The 17,729-nt window shown below is 58.0% G+C and carries 16 protein-coding genes; 8 read left to right on the forward strand and 8 right to left on the reverse strand.

Annotation, left to right across the window (positions count from 1 at the left end):
• The gene (locus IP76_RS11055; RefSeq protein WP_156318544.1) at nt 1-1,509 is read right to left on the reverse strand and encodes a hypothetical protein; all 1,509 of its coding nucleotides are present in this window, start codon (nt 1,507-1,509) and stop codon (nt 1-3) included.
• Between the two features lie 438 nt (nt 1,510-1,947).
• Between IP76_RS11055 and IP76_RS11060 the strand changes: the two genes are divergently transcribed.
• On the forward strand, nt 1,948-3,345 hold the full coding sequence (locus IP76_RS11060) for a nicotinate phosphoribosyltransferase (RefSeq protein ID WP_054158272.1): 1,398 nt from the start codon (nt 1,948-1,950) through the stop codon (nt 3,343-3,345).
• Between the two features lie 2 nt (nt 3,346-3,347).
• On the opposite strand, the gene IP76_RS11065 is transcribed toward IP76_RS11060, so the two are convergent.
• The 3 genes from IP76_RS11065 to IP76_RS11075 all read right to left on the reverse strand — a co-directional run bounded on the left by IP76_RS11065 (nt 3,348) and on the right by IP76_RS11075 (nt 5,463).
• Nucleotides 3,348-3,605, reverse strand: a complete 258-nt coding sequence (locus IP76_RS11065) for a hypothetical protein (protein ID WP_054158273.1) — start codon at nt 3,603-3,605, stop codon at nt 3,348-3,350.
• Nucleotides 3,606-3,787: 182 nt separating this feature from the next.
• Nucleotides 3,788-4,762, reverse strand: a complete 975-nt coding sequence (locus IP76_RS11070) for a hypothetical protein (RefSeq protein ID WP_054158274.1) — start codon at nt 4,760-4,762, stop codon at nt 3,788-3,790.
• A gap of 74 nt (nt 4,763-4,836) precedes the next feature.
• Nucleotides 4,837-5,463 carry a ribonuclease D gene (locus IP76_RS11075; protein WP_054158275.1) on the reverse strand — a complete coding sequence of 209 codons (627 nt, stop codon included), beginning with the start codon at nt 5,461-5,463 and terminating at the stop codon, nt 4,837-4,839.
• A 578-nt stretch (nt 5,464-6,041) separates the two neighbouring features.
• On the opposite strand from IP76_RS11075, the gene IP76_RS11080 reads away from it, so the two are divergent.
• Both IP76_RS11080 and IP76_RS11085 read left to right on the forward strand, forming a co-directional pair.
• The gene (locus IP76_RS11080; RefSeq protein ID WP_054158276.1) at nt 6,042-7,463 is read left to right on the forward strand and encodes a phosphomannomutase; all 1,422 of its coding nucleotides are present in this window, start codon (nt 6,042-6,044) and stop codon (nt 7,461-7,463) included.
• 52 nt (nt 7,464-7,515) lie between these two features.
• Complete coding sequence (locus IP76_RS11085) at nt 7,516-8,259, forward strand: SDR family oxidoreductase (protein ID WP_054158277.1); 744 nt, start codon at nt 7,516-7,518, stop codon at nt 8,257-8,259.
• Nucleotides 8,260-8,271: 12 nt separating this feature from the next.
• Here IP76_RS11085 and IP76_RS11090 read toward each other — a convergent pair whose 3' ends face one another.
• The 3 genes from IP76_RS11090 to IP76_RS11100 are packed head-to-tail and all read right to left on the reverse strand — an operon-like array spanning nt 8,272 to nt 11,632.
• A complete protein-coding gene (locus tag IP76_RS11090) occupies nt 8,272-9,489 on the reverse strand; it encodes a cyclopropane-fatty-acyl-phospholipid synthase family protein (RefSeq protein WP_054158278.1) in 1,218 nt (405 codons plus the stop codon).
• Nucleotides 9,486-10,277 carry a DUF1365 domain-containing protein gene (locus IP76_RS11095; RefSeq protein WP_054158279.1) on the reverse strand — a complete coding sequence of 264 codons (792 nt, stop codon included), beginning with the start codon at nt 10,275-10,277 and terminating at the stop codon, nt 9,486-9,488. The genes IP76_RS11090 and IP76_RS11095 overlap by 4 nt, the downstream gene beginning before the upstream one ends.
• On the reverse strand, nt 10,274-11,632 hold the full coding sequence (locus IP76_RS11100; RefSeq protein ID WP_054158280.1) for an NAD(P)/FAD-dependent oxidoreductase: 1,359 nt from the start codon (nt 11,630-11,632) through the stop codon (nt 10,274-10,276). Before IP76_RS11100 ends, IP76_RS11095 begins: the two co-directional genes overlap by 4 nt.
• A 238-nt stretch (nt 11,633-11,870) precedes the next feature.
• Here IP76_RS11100 and IP76_RS11105 point away from each other — a divergent pair, with 238 nt between their 5' ends.
• Genes IP76_RS11105 through IP76_RS11125 form a run of 5 tightly spaced genes read left to right on the forward strand, consistent with a single transcriptional unit; the run spans nt 11,871 to nt 16,233 of the window.
• The gene (locus IP76_RS11105; protein ID WP_245281440.1) at nt 11,871-12,443 is read left to right on the forward strand and encodes a sigma-70 family RNA polymerase sigma factor; all 573 of its coding nucleotides are present in this window, start codon (nt 11,871-11,873) and stop codon (nt 12,441-12,443) included.
• Between the two features lie 2 nt (nt 12,444-12,445).
• Nucleotides 12,446-13,120, forward strand: a complete 675-nt coding sequence (locus IP76_RS11110; RefSeq protein ID WP_054158330.1) for a ChrR family anti-sigma-E factor — start codon at nt 12,446-12,448, stop codon at nt 13,118-13,120.
• 37 nt (nt 13,121-13,157) lie between these two features.
• A complete protein-coding gene (locus tag IP76_RS11115) occupies nt 13,158-13,559 on the forward strand; it encodes a DUF2177 family protein (protein ID WP_054158281.1) in 402 nt (133 codons plus the stop codon).
• A 39-nt stretch (nt 13,560-13,598) separates the two neighbouring features.
• A complete protein-coding gene (locus IP76_RS11120) occupies nt 13,599-14,612 on the forward strand; it encodes a ligase-associated DNA damage response exonuclease (RefSeq protein ID WP_156318545.1) in 1,014 nt (337 codons plus the stop codon).
• Between the two features lies 1 nt (nt 14,613).
• Nucleotides 14,614-16,233, forward strand: coding sequence for a cisplatin damage response ATP-dependent DNA ligase (locus tag IP76_RS11125; protein ID WP_054158282.1), 1,620 nt, complete (start codon nt 14,614-14,616; stop codon nt 16,231-16,233).
• Nucleotides 16,234-16,235: 2 nt separating this feature from the next.
• Here the strand turns inward: IP76_RS11125 and glpK are convergent, their stop codons facing one another.
• A complete protein-coding gene (gene glpK / locus IP76_RS11130; RefSeq protein WP_054158283.1) occupies nt 16,236-17,729 on the reverse strand; it encodes a glycerol kinase GlpK in 1,494 nt (497 codons plus the stop codon).

A 17,729-nucleotide genomic window follows, 5' to 3' on the forward strand; every position in this document is an offset into this window, starting at 1 on the left:
TCAGATGCCGTCTGACAGGCGCAGGTAGAGACCCTGCGCTCTGTCTATGCCGTATGGAGCCGGTAGGGTGGCGGTCCGCGGAGCCTGTCGATCGTCTGCAACCTCCGTTGTATTGATCAGAACCAAGTGACCCTGCTCGGTGTCGAGGGCTGAGTCTTCAGCCATTTGATCTGCATCGTCGAGCGACATCTCGGTCTCAGAGCCATCTTCATTGTCGCTCTCGCTCCCTGCCTCTTCCTCACGATTTTCTCGCTGCTCCGCGTCATCCTCTTCCTCATCGCTACGCGCCGGTCCTTGGGTCTCTGCTGGGTCGTCGAAGAGATAGTGGACGATCGCGTAAGGGAGGCCTTCGCGCTGAATCTGGGTTTGCGCGTTGAAGTCAGCGGCTTCAAAGGCAAGCGGTGGGGGAGCGAGTTTCGATTTCTCTTTCGCCTCGAAAAAGGTCGGCTGCTCTGACGTCGTGGTGCCATCCTTTTCCAACTGCCCTCGCGCAGCCGCGGATTGGCTACCCTGCTCAGCTGGGCCGCTTTCTGGCGGATGGCGAGATGAGACGGTTTGATCGGCAATCTCCATCTCGTCCTGCGTCCACCCCAAACGCAGTAGTGCACGCAAGAGTTCGGCCTCATCCGCAATGTCTGGCGTGAGCGACAACGGGACCTGGATGGACACTGGACCAGTGGGGCCAAAGAAGACCGGCAAGTCGGGTATGCGACCTTCCTTCCTTGCCTGCACCGCCGGCGCACCATCCGCTATGTTCGATAAGGGTTGCGGAGCATCTGGCGGAGCGCCCGATTTGCCCTGTGCGGAGTTTGGCAGCTTGGGGCTTGGCGTCGCCGTCGGATTGCTTGCGGTCACCCTTGCGTCCGGCCCCAACTTATCCATCGTTCGAGTTGCACCAGGGATAGTGGCTGTTTCGTTTCGAGTGAGCGGCGGCTGGGCCACTGGTCGGGCGTCGCCCTCCTGTGCATTCGCTCTGCTTATTTTTACGGTCGTTGCATTGAGGTCGACGGCAGGTGCGGCGGTGCGCGACAATTGCTCGCCGTTGGAGTTCAGAGTTTCGACCCGTCTGCCCGCAGGCGGTAACAGCGCCTCTGCTGCAGCTGTCTGGCCGCGCCCGACTGGGCCCGTTGTGGGTCCAGCAGGCTCCCATCTCGTCTGTTTTTCCAATGGGAAGGCTACAGACTGTCCGTTGCTCTGTGCCACAGCCGTGTTCGACGGTGGCACCTTCGTTGATAAGACGGGCTGCTCGAGTTCGTTCATTTGGTAAGAACGGACGACTGCCGACTGACCATTCTTCGCCAACGACGCTTCCAGATCGAGGGTGAAGGCGACCAATTCGCGGCCGGAAGTGTTCCGGGTTGCCGCCAGTAAGGTTCCGAGCTGAAGAGACGAGAGCGCTTTCGACACCAATGCCTGTAGGCGCGTCCGATCCGATGGAGACAAGGCAGCGAGGCTGTTGCCCAACCGGCCGAGATAGTCACTTGTCGTTTCGTCGGGGCGGCGCTCCATGCCGAGTGCCTCCCCGATGCGATCGGCAATGACCGTGGCTGGATCAGCGTTCGGCCGTGACAGCATCGCGACATTCAGATGCCCAGTCACCGCCTCTGCCATGCCCGACAGCTGCATAACAGGCACAGTGGCGACGGATCGCGCGATTGGCGCAGCGTCTGAAGGCTTCGAGCTGATCTGTGGGGCGGGGGCGGCAGACACCCCCGCTACGGGCGTAAACATCTGTTCCTCATCAAGAGGTTTGGACGGAAACTGGAAAAATCGCGGCGCTCATCATCCAATTGGCAGGCGGTCTTTGGTCGGCAGGCCTTGAAGACGTCGCATGGACAAGCGGGAATCATGCGCCATCATGGTTAACAAATGCTAAAGGGGTCAGCCTCGCGCATTGCACAGCACCCAATATGGGTCGATGCGCATTCCACCGAGAGTATCGACTGCATGAGACAGAATCTGATCCTGAACACCGACAGCTACAAGCTCGGCCAGTATCTGCAATATCCGGCAGGTACGCGGGCGATCAGCACAGTCGCGACCACGCGCGGTCAGTCGTTTCGTCCAGAGCTCATGTTCTTCGGCTTGCAGATGTTCCTCAAGGAGTATCTCTCGCAGCCCATTGTGATGGCGGACATCAAGGAGGCTGCCGATATTGCGGGCATCCATGGGCAACCCTTCGACAGCGAGGGATGGCAGCGCATTGTCGACGTTCATGGCGGCTACCTGCCCCTGAGAATCGAAGCTATTCCCGAAGGCGCGGCTCTCAGGCGTGGCGTGCCCATGATGCAGGTCGTCAATACGGATCCGAACCTGCCCTGGTTGACCTCGCATATGGAGACCGCTTTGCTTCGCGCGATCTGGTATCCGTCGACCGTGGCCACGACTGCATGGCGCATTCGCCTTGCACTTCAGCCTTTCCTCGATCGGACGACGGATGATCCTGCCGCGCTCCAGCCAAGCAGGATCAGCGACTATGGCTGCAGGAGCACCACCAGTCTCGAACAGGCGGCCATCGGCGGCGCCGCACATCTCGTCCACTTCAACAGCTCGGATTCACTGCCGGCGATCCTGCATGCGCGGCGGCATTACGGCATCGACATGCCCGGCTATTCAATCCCGTCTGCGGAACATGCGAGCATCACCGCGTGGGGCCAAGCCGGTGAGACTGACGCTTATTCAAACATGATCGAACGCTTTTCCGGCTTCAGCGCCTATTCCGTCGTATCAGACAGCTACGACCTCCATACCGCGGTCACAGAAATCTGGGGCAAGTCTCTTCAGGCGAAGGTGCGAGAGGCGGGTGGCGTTCTTGTCGTGCGTCCGGACAGTGGCGATCCTATCGACACACCGGTACAGGTCGTCGCGCAGCTCGCCTATGCCTTTGGCACGCGGCTCAACGGCAAGGGTTTCAAGGTCATAGATGGCAATGTCCGGGTGCTCCAGTCGGACGGCGTATCGCTTCAGGACATTCAGATGATTCTGGGACGGCTCGAAAGCATGGGCTTCTCGGCAGAGAATATCTCCTTCGGCATGGGCTCAGGACTGCTGCACAAGATCAACCGCGGGACGGTCTCCTTCACCATGCGGGCAACGGCCATGCAGGACGCCGGAGGTCAGTGGAAGGGCATAGGACGTCGCGCGCCGCATTCTCAGGAAAAGCTCACGATCCAAGGGCGTGTCGCGGCCATCGCCGATGGCATCGACATTGTTTCGATCCCACTGACGGAGCTCGGAGGCCGCCAGAACATGCTTCAGCCAGTCTGGGAGAATGGCCAGTTGCTGGTCGATTGGACGATGGATGAAATCCGCGCTCGGGCTACCGAGGCCAGCCGTGCCGCCTGAGATCAATCTGCTATGCGCAGGAAACCCGGATAGAGACCTGCTTCGTCACAGGGTGCCGGAGCTCGTGGTGGCAGGGTCTGCCCTGCCCTGCACCGATCATCGACACTCACGGCATCCAACCATGTGGCCGGTGCGTGGTCCCGGAGAACTTCGTTCGCGGTGATTTCACCAACCGGCGGATCAAAATCGTCTATTCCAAGATCGAGAAGGCTTGTTGCCCCGATCATTGCCGTCAGAAGCGCATTGGTCGCTACCGTCATGGTGGCCTGTCTCAACAATACCTGTTTCCAGTGCGCCTATGACGCACCGCTCACTGCTCTAGTCCGGCCTGCATGATCGTCAGCTAAAGTTAACGAAGTCTTTGCCCGGATCAAACAGTCCACCTTATTAATCATCGGAGAATTCTGACAGCGTGGCAGGCTGGCAGGGTGGCGCCTGCATTTCATACGACCAGTGTTCTAAGTCGCTCATAGAGACCATCTTCGATATAGATCGAGACAACTTCATCCAGAGTGTCGGTGGACGCCGCAGAGAGCACTTCAGCCTCGCCGCCGATGGCCAGAATGAACTGTGTCTGGTCCGCAGGCGGACGCGCCGCAACACCACTTGTCTCGCTGGATTGGGTGCCAGACTGCTGATCCGCCATGTAAGCAAGCATGGAGAGTAGTTTCTCTGCCGAGGCCGGAGCATGCATCGCGCCTCCGGCCGTCGCGCTATCCGACAACACCTTTTGAATCTCGCCGACCTGCTCGAGGCGTTCGGAAGCCAAGGCCGCCTGCAGGGATGCAAGTCGCTCCTGACGGCCTTTCTCGTCATCCACGCGCGCAGGGTCGGCTATCTCTTCCTGAACGGCGACTTCACTTGCCGACTTCGGGTCAGCCGCATCCTTCAGTCGCGTGAACACACGGTTGACGGCATCTGTGACACCACCGCGCCCTGCCGATTTTTCCAAAGCCGCATTCAAGCGCTCCGTGCCATCGCCAGTGGGGTCACTGAGGGCGGAAACGAAAGTCGTCAGCGAGATTCCCAGTTTGTCGAGACCAACAGCCCGCTCCAGTTCACTGCGAGCCATGGCATCCATTTTGGAGACAATGTCTTCGATGAGTTTTCCCAAAGTGAAGTAGGAGCGGGATCGATCAACATCGAGACCAAGTTTCTCGGCCAGCTTGTCGGCGACCTTCATCTTCAATTCGTTGACACTGACATTCTCATGATTGAACATGGAGGAGACGATTTTTGCCCGGGAACGTCGGGCTTCCTCGCTTACCGTCATACGCGCTTCGACCAGCGGATCGGCCTTTTGCGCGATGCCCGCTTTTTCGTTCTCTTCCTTGTGACGCGCATCCCACTGCTCTGCGATCGACCGGAGTATGTCCGTCGCCACAAGGCCTTGGGCTTTCTCAGTCGGAAAAAGCATGAGGCACACCTTAGATTACACGGAAAGGGTTTTCTCCATCTTTCCGATGCAACCTGAAGAAAAACTTAAACCCGTCAACTATGTGCAAAAATATCTGTCTCGTTCCAGCCGAGCAGATCAAGTTTCGCTCTTGTCGGCAGGAATTGAAAGCAGGCCTCAGCATGTTCAAGGCGACCATCTCGGATCAGCCGGGCATGAAGTTTGTCCCGCAGCGCATGGAGATAGAGCACATCAGAGGCTGCGTATTCCATCTGTGCTTGCGAAAGCACTTCGGCTGCCCAATCCGAAGATTGCTGGGCCTTGGAAATGTCTACCTCGAGCATTTCCTTGAGATTATCTTTCAACCCATGGCGATCTGTATAGGTCCGCGACAGACGGGATGCGATCTTGGTGCAAAAGACTGGAGCCGATGTCACACCAAAGGTGTGAAAGAGCACCGCAATGTCAAACCGACCATAGTGAAAGATCTTCTGACGCATGGGATCAGCCAACATGGCGACGAGGTTTGGCGCTTGCGTCTGACCGGCTGCAATCCGGATGACATCGGCGCTCCCGTCGCCTGGAGACAGCTGGACAACGCATAGACGATCTCGACGCGGGACCAGGCCGAGCGTCTCTGTGTCGATTGCAATCGCATCCGTGTATCGCGCCGCATCTTCGGCAGAAATGTCACATTCGTGATAGCGGATCGTCGCAGGCATGTCCGTCTCCAGTCCTTCGTCATTGCTGGAAGCCTATAGCTCAAAGAGCCCGTCCCCGCCATCGATACAAGACACAAGTCAATCGGACCCAAGGAGAAGACGACCATTGGTTGAGCATTGCTCAAAATGCATGATGGCGGGAACTCTAAACCGTCGGCAGTGTCGAAATGATCAGACGTAGCTTTCGATTTCGCGCGAAAATGAGGGAACCAAAGGCGATGATGCTCGTATCATCGCATAATTGAACATAAGTGATGTTTGCCCTAATCACAGCTATGCACTACGCGCACTGGTGCGTTGCAACAAAGATAGTTGGCATACCATACGACTCGCCTTAAGAATAAAGCATCGAAGCGACGCACTCCTCCTCCCAGCGTCGCTCGAGAGGATCGGCAATACTCCTCCTCCTCCCAATTGCCGATCGAGTTTAAGAGCCTGGCGCATCCTCCTCCCGCGCCAGGCTCTTTTCGTTTCAGCCTCCACGAAACTATTCTGGTGTTATGCCGTTGCGCTCCTTGCTTGAGAAAGCAAGACTGCCAATGTACACGCGGTTGAAATCAGCAAAGGGAGGGGTTCGGATGGCTGTCAAATTCGGAACAAGTGGGCTTAGAGGCCTGTCTGTCGATCTGGTTGGCTCGGTATCGGCTCTCCACGCAACCGCCTTCTGCCGCCATCTTGTTGATCTTGGTCTTTCTTCCGGATCCCCGATCGTAATCGGTCAGGATTTCCGCCCTTCAAGCCCAGAGATTGCCTCCACCGTAATGGCAGCCGTGGCACGGATGGGATTCAAGCCGGTGGATTGCGGCACCATCCCGACACCCGCGCTCGCGCTTTATGGCACGTCTATTGGCGCAGCAGGCCTGATGATCACGGGCTCGCATATTCCAGCTGATCGAAACGGGATCAAATTCTATCGCCCTGACGGCGAAATCGACAAGCAAGACGAAGACGCCATTACCAGGCTAGCACGCGAGCTCGCCACTGATGCTAGCGCCAATCTCGTCGAAACCGGCAGCGGTGAGCAGGCAGAGACAGAAGCAACCGGACTTTTCCTGAAGCGGAATTTAGGCGTCCTTGCTCCGGAGGCTTTAGCCGGCAAGCGCATTGGCGTTTACCAACACAGCTCTGTTGCACGAGACATGCTGGTCAGCATGCTAGAGGCTTATGGCGCGACCGTCTTTCCTCTCGGTCGTTCCGACCGATTCATTCCGGTCGATACCGAAGCGGTCTCGGATGATACGATCCGGCTTCTAGCAGGATGGTCGGATGAACTCGGCCTCGACTCGATCCTCTCAACAGACGGAGATGGCGATCGTCCATTGGTGACTGACGAGCATGGCCTTCCCCTGCGCGGAGATTTCCTTGGCTTGCTTTCTGCGGGCTTCCTCGATGCGCGAGTGGTGGCGACACCTGTGACCTCAAACTCCGGACTGGAACGTGACAAGCGTTTCGAGATCAGCAGGACACGGGTAGGTTCGCCCTATGTCATTGCCGCGATGAATGAAGCGATTGCCGCCGGACGCGATCGGGTGCTCGGTTTCGAGGCCAATGGGGGCCTTATGCTGGGAACAGACTTTTCCCTTGGCACAAAAAACCTGAAGGCGCTGCCGACACGCGACAGTTTCCTGCCGGCGCTGGCAGCACTCGGAACGGCTGCGAACCGAGGCTTGCCACTCTCGCGACTCGTTGATGACTTCAAGCTGCCGGTCGCCCTTAGTGACCGGCTGGAGAATTACCCAACCGAACGTAGTCAGGCGCTGATGCAGGCCCTCACGACGTCGCGGGCGGCGCTTGATGACTTTCTATCGCCTTTGGGGAATGTGCGCTCCATCAACGAAGTTGATGGTCTGCGACTTACACTGACGGACGATCGCGTGATCCACTTGCGGCCTTCGGGCAATGCCCCGGAGATGCGCTGCTATGTAGAAGCTGCGGACCAGAATTCTGCGAGAGACCTTTTGGAACGCGGCCTCGCCCTGATCGCATCGTGGAAGGGTTGAACCACCCGAGCGAAAAACACGTATCTGTCATGAAACAACAGATGAGGATTTCATGACGAAGATCGCCTGGATAACCGGCGCAAGTTCCGGGATTGGCAAGGCCCTTGCCGAACGACTCGCCCGCGGCGGCTACAAGGTCGCCATTAGTGCAAGAAGTGCGGAAGCCCTTGATGAGATCGCCGGGTCTTTTCCCGGTAAGATCCATGCCTTTCCGCTCGATGTCACCGATCCGCCGTCTGTCGATCGTGTTCGCTTAGAGATTGAGGCCCAGCTCGGACAGATTGATCTCGCGGTTTTCGCGGCAGGCTCATACACGCGAGATTACGCATCCGACTTCAGTGCCGCGCGGACAAAGCAGATGTTCGACCTGAACGTGATTGGCACGGCATCCTGCCTTGAGACCATCATGCCATCAATGATTGCCCGCAAAGCCGGCCACATCGCCGTCATTGCGTCGGTCTCCGGCTATGTTGGGCTGCCAGGTGCTGCGAGTTACGGTGCCACGAAGGCTGCACTCAACGCATTGTGCGAATCGCTCTATCCGGAACTTGACCAGCACGGCGTGAAGATCACGATCATCAACCCTGGCTTTATCGATACTCCGCTGACGAAGAAGAACGATTTCCCGATGCCTTTCCTGATTTCGGCCGAGGAAGCGGCAGAAATCATCGTTGCAGGTCTCGGCAGCGGTCGGTTCGAGATCATCTTTCCGTGGAAGATGGCTTTGGCTGTCCGCTTTCTCCACGCGTTGCCGCACGCGTTACGATTCGCGCTCACGCGTCGGATGCTCAGGTGAAGGCGTACCAGTTCAAGCCGGATTTTCGAGCTTGAACTGGACCACGTCGATGCGGCCGTGGCGGAAGCCGACGGCGCAATATTGCAGATACAGGCGCCACATGCGGTAGAAGCGGCGATCAAAGCCCTGTGGCTCGATCTTCTGCCAGTTCGCCATGAAGGCGCCGTCCCATTCAACCAGCGTCCGATCATAGTCCGCGCCAAAACGGAAAGCGTCCGTCACGGCAAGACCTGAGCTGACCGCTTGCTTTCCGAAGACCTCGACAGACGGCAGCATGCCGCCAGGGAAAATGTAGGTCTGGATGAAGTCGGCACTCCGGCGGTAGTGCTCAAACCTTTGTTCGTCGATGGTGATCGTTTGAACAAGCGCCGCACCACCTGTGACCAAACGTGACCGCAGGGTGTCGAAATAGGTCGGCCAATTCTCTTCGCCGACCGCCTCAAACATTTCGATCGACACGATCTTGTCAAACTGGCCATGACAATCACGGTAGTCCTCGAGCCGGATGTCTGCACGATCGGCGAGACCAGCGCGCGCCAGGCGTTCCCGGGCGAATTGCGCCTGTTCGGTCGAGAGCGTCAGACCTGTCACCCGGCAACCGGTCGTCCTAATTGCATATTCCGCAAAGCCACCCCAGCCGCAGCCCACTTCCAGCACATGGTGGCCGGGACCGATCGACAGTTCGCGCAGGATGCGTGCGTATTTGGCCTCCTGTGCTTCGGCAAGCGACATTCCCGGTGAGGTATACAGAGCCGATGAATAGGTCATCGTCCTGTCGAGCCAGAGACGGTAGAATTCATTGCCCAGGTCATAGTGGAAGGCAATATTCCGGCGGCTGCCTTTCTTCGAGTTTCGGCGTAACAGATGCCGGAGCCGTGCCAGGCGCCCGAAGATCGCCGAGGACTTCAGGACACTGCCCAGATGCGCTTCATTCATCACCGCCAGTTCCAGGAGATCGCCAAGATTGGGCGTCTCTAGCTCTTCATCAATGTAAGCCTGCGCAAATCCAAGTGTCCCGCCGGTCAGAATGCGAAACATGGCCTTTGCACTGCGCACCTGCAGGATGGCATGAGGCCCCGGCCGTTTGCCCGTGGCGTCGTGATCAGCATGCCCTTCGAACCGCAGCGTCAGGCGCCCTATGGCGATCCGATCCGCCCAGGCGCACAGCACGCGCTGCCAGAGGGGGCGCCCGATCTGGGCAGCGGCAATTTCACGTTCTGCATGACTCATGGCTTGCTCATTCCGTTCTGCATGACAATCGTGGACGCAATTGGCTCACTGGCAGGCTTGTGACGATGCAGCGGCACGCCTTTGCCCCAGAGCTTGAAGGCTTCCCAGTGAATTCCAGCAGTTACCTTGAGGGTCATCAGTGGGTAGGTCACAAGCATCCAGAACAGGCTCCGGTCGGACAATGCGATGCGGTTGCCGGAAAAGCGGGCAAAGAGAAGCGGGCCCGCCTCGTCGGATTCCCCGATATGGATATCGATTGCTTCAGCCGGCGGCTTGATCCGGAAATCATAGCGGCAGTTCATCGGTATGAACGGCGACACATACATTTCCTTCGCGCATTGATGGCGCAGCACAGGCTCGTCGCTATCGACCGGAATGACGTAGGTGTGGCGCTCGTGGAAAGTATTGCTGACTTCGTAGAGCATCGCTTTCATTTCCCCCTCGGAAGTCTGGCAGAAGTAGACCGTCAGAGGATTGAAAACATATCCGAAAATCCTTGGATAGCAGAGCATGCGAATGGTCATGCCCGCGGGATTTATGCCCGCCTCCTGCAGGCGCGCGCCAATCCAGGCGCGCAGCTCACCGGGAACGCCATCGCCATGATCAGCATCATGCACCGAATAGACAGCCCGGCGATTATGTCCGAACAGGCGAAGCGAGCGATCGAGTTGATCCAGTTCATCCAAGTCGATCAACAGCGAGAAGACGCTGTAGCTGAGCTTATGCTGCTTGGGTCGTTTTCTGACATGCAGAACCTGACCAGCATAGATTGCTGACGATATGCTCATTCGGCCGCCTCGAGCTGGCGCTCAACGACAATGCGGCCTGATTCATTTTCAACGTTCCAGGGACGTCGCACACCTCCGAGGGCCTCCGCGACGGCCAGTCCCGATTGAAGGCCATCCTCATGGAAGCCACTTCCGAAGTAGGCACCGCAGAACCAGGTATTACGCTGGCCCTGAAGGCTCCAGAGTTTCTTCTGGGCCATGATCGCCCCTGTGTCGAAAAGGGGATGTTCATACTGGAAGGTTCCGAACACCTTCGCTGGATCGACTGGCCTGCAAGGATTGAGCGTGACGAAAACGGGGCGGTCCGTCTCAAGCGATTGCAGCAGGTTCATCCAGTAGGTCACGCAGAGTGTTTCTGTTCCCTGGTCCGTTTCGTCGGCCACATAATTCCAACTTGACCAGACCGCCTTCCGCTTTGGCATCAGGTTTTCATCGCTATGCAGCACTGCGACATTTGGTGTGTACTGAAATGTACCCAGCAGCGTCCGTTCGCGCTCATCGGCATCTTCAAGCATGTCAAGGCTTTGGGTCGCATGAGTGGCAAGAACCACATGATCGAAGCGATCGACCCCACCATGGACGTCGAGAATTTCGACACCCGCACCACTCCGACGAATCCGTGAAACTGCCGTCGAGAGACGGACCTCGCCCGAAAAATCGGCCAGTATGCGCGCCACATATTCCCGGCTACCACCCTTGACCGTTCGCCATTGCGGCCTGTCCTTCAGAGACAAGAGCCCATGATTGGCGAAGAAACGGATAAAGGCGTGCAAAGGATAGAGGCGCATTTCCCTGGCCGTTGTGGACCAGATCGCGGCTCCCATTGGGAGAAGATGATCCTCAATGAAGGATGGCGCATACCTAGCTCTATCCAAATAATCACCGAGGGAGACAGCCTCCAGATCGACGCGATCAAGAAGCGTCGGAGCCTCCTTATAAAAGCGGAGAATGTCGCGGATCATTTTCCAGAAGCGCGGACGCAAAAGATTGGATCTTTGCCCGAGCAAACCAGACAAGCCTGATCCCGAATACTCGAAGCGTCCACGTTCCAAAGAAGCAGCAAATGACATGCTGGACGGAAGCGTTGGGACATTAAGGTGTTCGAAAAGCTTGACCAGGTTTGGATAATTCCGGTCATTGTAGACGATGAAGCCGGTATCGACTGGCAGACCCTTCGGGCCAGCATCGACACGAACCGTGTTCGAATGCCCCCCTGGACGGCCTTCGGTTTCGTAAAGCACGACCTGCGCACTCTTGGAGAGCAGCCAAGCCGAGGACAAACCAGAAATGCCTGATCCTACAACCGCAATTCTCGGACTTGAACCAGATGCTGTCTTTGATACGCCGGCGTCCATCTCAAGTCCTTCATAAAGCAATGTTTCAGACAATCTCATAGCTCTCTACGAAGTCCCATCGCGAGTGGATCGGAATCCCAGGAATTTTTCGCTGACGGTGATCTGGCTTAAGTGAGCCGACGTAGAGCTTTGCATGTTTGATGCAATTTCCATCTCGGCAGAGGCGTGCCACAATGATGTCCGGCCCAGGGCTCCGACAGATGTGACCGCGAGTCGCCAAAGAAGGAAGAAAAGCGTCTTGAAGACAATAAGGATCGACGAATCCGAGCAGGTGAATTTTTCGAAGCTCCTCGCATCTGTCGGTCAGGAACGGGACGTTCAGGCGTTCGAGACCATTTTCAAGCACTATAGCCCGAAGGTCCGCGCCTACATGGCGAAGCTTGCTCGGGATGGGCAGGCTGCCGAAGAGTTGATGCAGGAAACGATGTTGGCGGTGTGGAACAAGGCTGAGCAGTTCGATCCAGCGCGAGGAAACGTCTCAAGTTGGATCTTTACAATTGCCAGAAATCTCAGGATTGACGCGTTCCGGCGGGAAAAGAGGCCGACTTTTGATCCAACTGACCCGGCTTTCGTGCCAGACGACGTGATGCCCGCCGATGTCGAATATGAAGAACGCCAAGAGGCTGACCGGCTGCGGCGTGCGATGGAAACCCTCCCACCGGAGCAATATGAACTGTTGAAGATGTCATTCTACAAGGAAGTCTCGCACAGTGCGATCGCGGATGAACTTGGCCTGCCCATGGGAACTGTGAAATCCCGCATTCGCCTGGCCTTCGCCAAACTCCGCGCAGCCCTGGAGGAGCGGGCATGATGATCCAAGTAAACCACCATATCAGCGACGAACTGTTGCTCGACTATGCGTCGGGCAACCTGTCTGAAGGATGGAGCATTGCTGTTGCCACGCATCTCGCCCTGAGTCCAGCATCGCGCGGCAGGCTCAAGCTGATGGAGCATATGGGCGGCGGCTTCCTGGAGGCATGCGAGGCGGAGCCTGCGTCTAAAGAAGTGTCTACCGACGAGAGTTGGGCCCAGATGAAGGCTCGTCTGTCAAACCCGGCATCGGTGCCTTCTCAGACAGTTGTGGCGTCCCCTGCGGCGGCCTCACCCGTGTTGCCTGAACCCCTTCGTTCTTATCTAGGCGGTGATGTCGACAAGCTGAAATGGCGCGCACTGGGACGGGGCGCATATCATATTCCGGTCGAAACGGCTGATAAGGATAGCCAGGTCAGGCTGCTGAAGATTCCCGCTGGGAAACCCGTGCCTGAGCACTCACATGGTGGACGTGAGTTGACTGTAGTCCTCAAGGGTGCCTTCAGCGATGGTGCAACGGTATTCCGTCGTGGAGACATCGAGGAAGCCGACGAAACGCTGACACATCAGCCGGTGGCGACACCGGACGAGGACTGCATCTGCCTCGCCGTGACGGATGCCCCGCTGAAGTTCAAAAGCCTACTGGTGCGCCTGGTGCAGCCAGTGCTTGGCATATAATGCCGCATCGCAGCGGTAAATATAACGGAGAGACGGCATGACTTATGTGATCGCCTATGCCTCTACGGCTGCCGTTTTCTTTGCACTCGACTATATCTGGCTCACGCGCCTCGCCATTGGATTCTACCGACAGAACATCGGTGATTTGCTATTGGCGACGCCCAACTTCGCAGCTGCCGGCATTTTCTACCTGTTCTACGTTGTAGGGCTTGTCTACTTTGCTGTCCTGCCCGCCGTAACAGCTCAGAGCATTGTCACTGCTGTGGTCAATGGTGCGCTGCTTGGCCTCCTCGCCTATGGCACATATGACATGACAAATCTGGCGACCCTCAAGGGTTGGTCGCTCTCGGTCAGCATTGTTGACATGGCCTGGGGTGCCTTTCTCTCCGCCACGGCATCTGCGGCTGGGTATTGGGTTGTCTCGCGCTTTGCCTCTTAAGCGCTGGCAGGCTGGCTTTGGCTGCCCTATCTCTTTCATATGATAAAGCCGGACCACCTTCTCCATCCGACACCCAGCGGGCTTTATTGCCCGCTGGGTGATTTTTATGTCGATCCGGTCCGTCCCGTTGAACGGGCACTCATCACCCATGGGCACTCCGACCACGCCCGCGCCGGCCACGCACATGTGCTCGCCACCCAACAAACGCTCGACATTATGGCGATCCGCTATGGAGCGGATTTCTGTGGCACCTCACAGCGTGCCGCTTTCGGGGAGACCATCTCCGTCAACGGCGTGGCGGTGCGCTTTCATCCAGCGGGCCATGTTCTGGGTTCGGCACAAATCGAGATCGAGGCGCAGGGAACCCGGATTGTGAATTCCGGCGACTACAAACGCGGGGCTGATCCGACCTGCGCGAGCTTTGAACCGGTGCCCTGCGATGTCTTCATCACCGAGGCGACCTTCGGTCTTCCCGTTTTTCACCATCCGGAGCCGAAACTGGAGATCCAGAAGCTGCTGACCTCGCTGCAACAGTTTCCAGAGCGCAGTCATCTGATCGGGGCCTATGCGCTGGGAAAGGCGCAGCGGGTGATCTCGCTGATCCGCCGCGGCGGCTACGAAAAGCCGATCTATATCCACGGCTCGATGGCAAAGCTTTGCGACTACTACACCGAGCAGGGTGTAGAGCTTGGAGAGCTGAGGCCTGCGACGACGGAAGACAAGAAGTCGGGTCATCTCAAGGGCGCCGTGGTGATCGGTCCGCCTTCGGCCTTCAACGACCGCTGGGCGCGGCGTTTCGACGATCCGCTCGCAATCTTCGCCTCCGGCTGGATGATGGTGCGGCAGAGAGCCAAGCAGCGCGGTGTCGAGCTGCCACTGGTGATTTCCGATCACTGCGACTGGCCGGAACTGTTGGACACGATCCGCGAAGTCGGTCCGCAGGAGGTTTGGGTCACCCATGGGCGGGAGGAAGCGCTGGTGCGCTGGTGCGAACTTGAGGGCATCAAGGCACGGCCGCTACATCTCGTCGGTTACGAAGACGAGGCAGACTGAGATGAAGGCCTTTGCCCGCCTCCTCGACCGCCTCGTGCTGACACCAAGCCGCAACGGCAAGCTGACGCTGCTGGTGGACTATTTCCGTGAGACCCGTGATCCTGATCGTGGCTATGCACTGGCCGCGCTCAGCGACGGTCTCGACATTAAGGGCGTGAAGCCGGCGCTACTGAAGGAATTGGTGCTGGAGCGGATGGACCCAATCCTGTTCCAGTATTCCTATGATTATGTCGGTGACCTTGCCGAGACCATCTCGCTCGTCTGGGAGCCGCAGGCGCTGGAGGCCGCAGGCGAGGAAGATCTCGAAAATCTATCAAAGATCGTCGAGCGCCTGCAGCGTCTGGGGCGCAACGAGACGCGCTCAGTCATGCGCGACCTCTTTGACAGGCTCGATACGTCAGAACGGTTCGCGCTAATCAAGCTCGTGACTGGAGGCCTTCGGATTGGCGTCTCGGCGCGCCTCACCAAACAGGCGCTGGCGCTCTATGGCGACAAGGATGTCGTTGACATCGAGAGCCTGTGGCATGGGCTGAAGCCGCCTTATACCGAGCTCTTCGCCTGGCTGGAAAATCGCGTCGAGAAACCTGTCTTGTCGACGCCGGCGATCTTCCATTCGGTGATGCTCTCGACACCGATCGAAGATAAAGATCTTCCCAATCTCGATCCGAAGGATTTCGCTGCTGAATGGAAATGGGATGGCATCCGGGTGCAGCTATCCTGTTCTGGCGGTCGCAACCGGCTCTATTCGCGCTCCGGCGACGATATCTCTGCTGCCTTTCCGGATATTGTCGAGGCAGCACGGTTTGAGGGCGTGATCGATGGGGAACTTCTCGTCGGCGGCACATCCCGCACCAATGCACCGACGCGAACCTTTTCGGACCTGCAGCAGCGGCTCAATCGCAAGACGGTGACGACTAAGATGCTGGAGGACTATCCGGTCTTCATCCGCGCTTATGACATCCTGTTCGACGGTGACGCAGACGTTCGACCGGAGATCTTCCTCACGCGCCGCGATCGGCTTAGCGCACTGGTCGAGCGGCAGGAGCCGCGTCGCTTTGACCTGTCGCCGCTCGTTTCCTTCTCGACCTGGGAGGAACTGGAACAGTTGCGCGCAGCCCCACCAGATCCCGTTATCGAAGGTGTGATGCTGAAGCGGCTGGACAGCAATTATCAGGCGGGACGTGCGAAGGGTCCGTGGTTCAAGTGGAAGCGGGATCCGATGAATGCCGATGCCGTGCTGATGTATGCGCAGCGCGGTCACGGCAAGCGCTCCAGCTACTATTCGGATTTCACCTTCGGGGTCTGGACGGCAATTCCCGGCGAAGGGGATGTTCTGGTCCCCGTTGGCAAGGCCTACTTCGGCTTCACCGACGAGGAACTGGAAGTGCTCGACCGCTTCGTTCGCAACAACACCACTGACCGATTTGGTCCAGTTCGAGCGCTCCGGGCGGAGCCGGAGTATGGCTTTGTTGTAGAAGTGGCCTTTGAAGGACTGGCACGTTCGACCCGGCATAAGTCAGGGGTGGCGATGCGCTTTCCTCGCATCGCCCGACTTCGTCAGGACAAAGTGCCGAAGGACGCAGACCGGCTTGAGACGCTGGTCTCGCTGATCGACAAGTAACGTCAGCGGTTGGTCAGGCAGCGTGAGACGCTGTCCTGCCAGCCAGCGATCGCGGCCTCCCGTTCGCTGACGTCCATGCCCGGCTCGAAGCGGCGATCGCGCTTCCAGGTCGCGGCAAAGCCCTTCTGGTCGGGCCAAAGGCCGGCGCGGGAGCCCGCGAGCCAGGCGGCACCGAGGACTGTGGTTTCCAGCACGACAGGACGATCGACGGGGGCAGCCAGGATGTCGGCGAGGCGCTGCATCGTCCAGTCGGAGGCGACCATGCCGCCATCGACGCGCAGCACCGTCTTTGACGCACTGCCATTCCAATCCTTCTTCATTGCCTCCAGGAGATCATGGGTTTGGTAGGCGACGCTTTCGAGCACAGCACGAGCGAATTCGGCCGGACCCGTGCCACGCGTCAGTCCGAAGATCGCGCCCCGAGCATCGGCATCCCAATGGGGCGCGCCAAGCCCGGTGAAAGCCGGGACCAGATAGACGCGCTGAAGCGGATCAGCCTTACTGGCCAGCGCGTCCGTCTCCGAGGCGACCTTGACGAAGCCCATTTGGTCGCGCAGCCATTGGACCGCGGCGCCGGCAATGAAGATCGAGCCTTCGAGGGCATAGGTCGTCTCGCCATTCAGGCGATAAGCGATGGTGGTGAGCAACCGGTTCGATGAGGTAACACGGTCCGTGCCGGTATTGAGCAAGGCGAAGCAGCCGGTGCCATAGGTGGATTTCATCATGCCCGGTTCGAAGCAGGCATTGCCGATAACGGCGGCCTGCTGGTCACCGGCGACGCCGAGGATCGGGATTGCAGCTCCAAGAACTGCGGCATCGGTGATGCCGAAGTCGTCGGCGCAGTTCTTGACCTCCGGCAACATGGCGCGCGGAATGTCGAGAATAGATAGAAGCTCGTCGTCGAAGCGGTTTTCGCCGATGTCATAGATCAAAGTGCGCGAGGCATTGGTCGCGTCGGTGGCATGGACCTTGCCGCCGGTCAATTTGAAAATTAGCCAGCTATCTATTGTTCCGAAGCAGATCTCACCCTGCTCGGCTCGCGACTTCAGGCCATCAATATTCTTTAGCAGCCAGGACAGCTTGGTCCCGGAAAAATACGGATCGAGCAGCAGCCCTGTCTTCTGCGTGAAGAGCGGCTCTAGCCCTTTGTGCTTAAGCTCATCGCAGAAGCGTGCGGTGCGGCGATCCTGCCAGACAATGGCGCGATGAACCGGAGTTCCTGTGGCTCTATCCCAGACCGCGACAGTTTCACGCTGATTGGTAATGCCAATGGCAGTGATGTCTGTGATGGCAATCCTGGCAGCGGCGAGCGCTTTTTCGATGGTCGAGAGAACACTTTGCCAGATCTCATCAGCATCATGCTCGACCCAGCCGGAATCGGGGAAATGCTGGGTGAACTCCTGCTGTGCGACGCCCACGATATGCATCTCGTGATCGAAGATCATCGTCCGGGTGGAGGTGGTGCCCTGGTCGATGGCCAGAATGTAGCCGCTCAT

The organism is Rhizobium sp. AAP43 (assembly GCF_001296045.1).
Lineage (GTDB): Bacteria > Pseudomonadota > Alphaproteobacteria > Rhizobiales > Rhizobiaceae > Allorhizobium.